A 4,112-nucleotide genomic window follows, 5' to 3' on the forward strand; every position below is an offset into this window, starting at 1 on the left:
TTCGTCTACAGCGTCAGCGCTTCTCGAGCTCCTCGGCCACGAGGAACGCCAGCTCGAGCGACTGCATGTGGTTCAGGCGCGGGTCGCACAGGCTCTCGTAGCGGGTCGCCAGCGCGGCCTCGTCGATCTGCTCGGACCCGCCGAGGCACTCGGTGACGTCGTCCCCGGTGAGCTCGACGTGGATCCCGCCCGGGAACGTGCCGACCGCACGGTGCGCCTCGAAGAAGCCGCGCACCTCGTCGACGACGTCGTCGAAGCGACGGGTCTTGTATCCGGTCGGCGTGGTGATGCCGTTGCCGTGCATCGGGTCGGTGACCCACAGCGGCTGTGCCCCGGAGTCACGGACGGCCTCGAGCAGCGGCGGCAGAGCGTCGCGGATCTTGCCCGCACCCATCCGCGTGATGAAGGTGAGTCGACCGGGCTCGCGCTCGGGGTCGAGCTTGTCGATCAGGGCGAGAGCGGTCTCGGGCGTCGTCGTCGGTCCGAGCTTCACTCCGATCGGGTTGCGGATCTTGGAGAAGTAGTCGACGTGCGCGCCGTCGAGCTCCCGCGTGCGCTCGCCGATCCAGAGGAAGTGCGCGGAGGTGTTGTACGGGGTGTCGGTGCGCGAGTCGATGCGCGTCATCGGACGCTCGTAGTCCATCAGCAGGCCCTCGTGGCCGGTGAAGAACTCCACTCGCTTGAGCTCATCGAAGTCGGCACCCGCCGCCTCCATGAACTTGATCGCACGGTCGATCTCGGCCGCCATGCGCTCGTAACGCTGGTTGGCCGGGTTCTGCGCGAAGCCCTTGTTCCACGAGTGCACCTCGCGGAGGTCGGCGAACCCACCCTGCGTGAACGCACGGATCAGGTTCAGCGTGGATGCCGCCGTGTGGTACCCCTGCAGGAGACGAGCAGGGTCCGCCGTGCGGGATCCCTCGGTGAAGTCATAGCCGTTCACGATGTCGCCGCGGTACGCGGGCAGGGTGACCTCGCCACGCGTCTCGTTGTCGCTGGAGCGCGGCTTGGCGAACTGACCGGCCATGCGGCCCATCTTGACGATCGGCATCGACGCACCGTAAGTCAGCACCACGGCCATCTGCAGCACCGTCTTGATGCGATTGCGGATCTGCTCGGCCGTCGCTCCCGCGAAGGTCTCGGCGCAGTCTCCGCCTTGCAGGAGGAACGCCTGCCCGGAGGCGGCGCGCGCGAGGCGCTCGCGGAGGTTGTCGACCTCACCCGCGAACACCAGCGGCGGGAGGCCTGCGATCTGACGGGAGACGTCGGCGACGCGGTCCGCGTCGGGCCACTGCGGCTGCTGCTTGATGGGAAGCGAGCGCCATGCATCAAGGGCTTCGATGTGGTGCGGGAGCATGCGTTCCAGCCTAGTGGTCGCGCGTACTGCCCAGACGCGCGCCGAGGGCTATGTGACGCGGGTCGGGAGGCGGTCTTTGACCGTCGACGCGTAGACGTCCTCGTAGGTCTGCTCGCCGAGGCGCTGCAGGGCCACCATGATCTCGTCGGTGACCGATCGGAGGATGTAGCGGTCGTTCTCCATGCCGGCGTACCGGGAGAAGTCGAGAGGCTCCCCGATCACGATGCCGACGCGCACGATGCGCGGCAGGCGCCTGCCGATCGGCATGGCCGTGTCGGTGTCGACCATGATCACGGGGACCACGGGGACCTTCGCCTCGAGCGCCATCCGGGCGATGCCCGTTCGACCGCGGTACAGCTTGCCGTCGGGGCTGCGCGTGCCCTCGGGGTAGATGCCGAGCAGGTCGCCACCGCCGAGCACCTGAAGCCCCGTGTTCAGGGAGGCCTCCGAGGCCTTGCCGCCGGACCGGTCGATCGGGATCTGACCGGTGGCCTTCATGAAGAACTTCGTCGCCCAGCCTTTGAGTCCGCGCCCGGTGAAGTAGTCGCTCTTCGCGAGGAAGGACATCGACCGGTCGATGACCAGCGGCAGGAAGATGGAATCGGCGAAGGAGAGGTGGTTGCTCGCGAGGATCGCCGCACCGTTCGCGGGCACGTTGTTCCGCCCCACGATCCAGGGGCGGAAGACACCCTTGACCACGGGGCCGATTACGACGTACTTCATCAGCCAGTAGAACATCGAGGTGAAGTCTAGCGCCGCCGCGCCCCGTGCCTCGGAGATCTCGCGTTCTCGACCTCAGGAGCGACTGAGTCTCACCTCAGGCGCGACCCGATTCCATGCCCTACACTCGAAGGACACCCGTGCCCGACCGGTACCGAAGGAGCTGCCGTGGTCCAGTTTGAAGTCCCCGCGATCGTCCCCGCCGATCCCGACGCGAACGTCGCCGACCTGCTGGTGAAGCGCGTCGAAGCCACTCCGGATCGTGCGCTCTTCTCCGTGCCCGACGGCGACGGCTGGCGCGACATCTCCGCAGCCGACTTCCAGACGGCCGTCGTCGCTCTGGCGAAGGGCTTCGCCGCGGCCGGCATCCAGCCCGGCGAGAAGGTCGGCTTCCTCGCACGCACGACGTACGAGTGGACGCTCGTGGATTTCGCGCTCTTCTACGCCGGCGCGGTGATGGTGCCGATCTACGAGACCAGCTCGCCGTCGCAGATCCAGTGGATCCTCGAAGACTCCGGTGCGATCGCTCTGATCGTGGAGACCTCCGAGCACTTCGCACGCGTCGATGAGGTGCGCGGGGACCTGCCGCTGCTCCGCGAGGTCTGGCAGCTGCACCTCGGCGCCATCGACACCCTGACCGCTCAGGGCGCCTCGGTGACCGACGCGGAGATCGAACGACGCCGCACCCTCGCCGTCGGTTCCGACATCGCGACACTCATCTACACCTCCGGCTCGACCGGGCGGCCGAAGGGGTGCGTGCTCACGCACAGCAACTTCGTCGAGCTGTCCCGCAACTCGGCCAAGGCGCTCGACGCCGTCGTACAGACCCCCGGCGCTTCCACGCTGCTCTTCATCACCACGGCGCACGTGTTCGCGCGCTTCATCTCGATCCTCGACATCCACGCCGGGGTGCGCACCGGTCACCAGCCGGACACGCGCCAGCTCCTGCCCGCGCTCGGGTCGTTCAAGCCCACCTTCCTTCTCGCCGTGCCCCGCGTGTTCGAGAAGGTGTACAACTCCGCCGAGCAGAAGGCCGAGGCCGGGGGCAAGGGCAAGATCTTCCGCGCCGCGGCCGACGTCGCCATCGAGCACTCGAAGCTGTTGGAGGCGGGCAAGAAGATCCCGTTCGGGATGAAGCTCAAGTTCGCCCTCTTCAACAAGCTCGTGTACAGCAAGCTCCGCGAGGCGATGGGCGGCAACGTCGTGTATGCCGTCTCGGGCTCCGCTCCCCTGGGCTCGCGGCTGGGTCACTTCTTCCACAGCCTCGGCGTGGTCATCCTCGAGGGATACGGTCTCACCGAGACGACGGCACCCGCGACGGTGAACCTGGCGGACAAGTCCAAGATCGGGACCGTCGGCCCTGCGCTCCCGGGTGTGGGCGTGCGCCTCGCCGACGACGGCGAGATCGAAGTGCGCGGCATCAACGTGTTCAAGGAGTACTGGAACAACCCCGAAGCGACGGCGGAAGCCTTCAGCGAGGGCGGCTGGTTCCACACCGGTGACATCGGCAGCTTCGACTCCGAGGGCTTCCTCACGATCACCGGACGCAAGAAGGAGATCATCGTCACCGCCGGCGGCAAGAACGTCGCTCCCGCAGCACTCGAGGACCCGATCCGCGCCAACCCGATCATCGGACAGGTCGTCGTGGTGGGCGACCAGCGTCCGTTCATCTCGGCACTCGTCACCCTCGACCCCGAGATGCTCCCGACGTGGCTCGCGAACAACGGCCTCGAGGCGAAGATGTCGCTCGAGGACGCGTCCAAGAACGCGGCTGTCCGTGCCGAGGTGCAGCGAGCGGTGGACATCGCGAACGCCCACGTCTCGCGTGCCGAGTCGATCCGGAAATTCACGATCCTCGACTCGGAGTGGACGGAGGCTTCCGGTCACCTGACGCCGAAACTCTCGATCAAGCGCAACGTCATCATGAACGACTTCGCCGACGAGATCGCCGCGATCTACGACGAGCCCGTCGCCACGACCAACGTGGCGATCGGCGGCTGACGCTCCGACGGACTATCTTCACGAAGAAGGGGCCCCC

General features: G+C 67.1%; 3 protein-coding genes. 1 reads left to right on the forward strand and 2 read right to left on the reverse strand.

What is annotated here, in order from left to right; genetic code table 11:
• Positions 1-13: 13 nt before the first annotated feature.
• Both ACNPM4_RS05910 and ACNPM4_RS05915 read right to left on the reverse strand, forming a co-directional pair.
• Positions 14-1,354 carry a class II 3-deoxy-7-phosphoheptulonate synthase gene (locus tag ACNPM4_RS05910; RefSeq protein WP_029261547.1) on the reverse strand — a complete coding sequence of 447 codons (1,341 nt, stop codon included), beginning with the start codon at positions 1,352-1,354 and terminating at the stop codon, positions 14-16.
• A 48-nt stretch (positions 1,355-1,402) separates the two neighbouring features.
• Complete coding sequence (locus tag ACNPM4_RS05915; RefSeq protein WP_029261546.1) at positions 1,403-2,092, reverse strand: lysophospholipid acyltransferase family protein; 690 nt, start codon at positions 2,090-2,092, stop codon at positions 1,403-1,405.
• 150 nt (positions 2,093-2,242) lie between these two features.
• Between ACNPM4_RS05915 and ACNPM4_RS05920 the strand changes: the two genes are divergently transcribed.
• Positions 2,243-4,075, forward strand: a complete 1,833-nt coding sequence (locus tag ACNPM4_RS05920) for an AMP-dependent synthetase/ligase (protein ID WP_029261545.1) — start codon at positions 2,243-2,245, stop codon at positions 4,073-4,075.
• The last annotated feature ends 37 nt before the right edge of the window (positions 4,076-4,112 follow it).

The organism is Microbacterium umsixpiens (genome assembly GCF_053543675.1).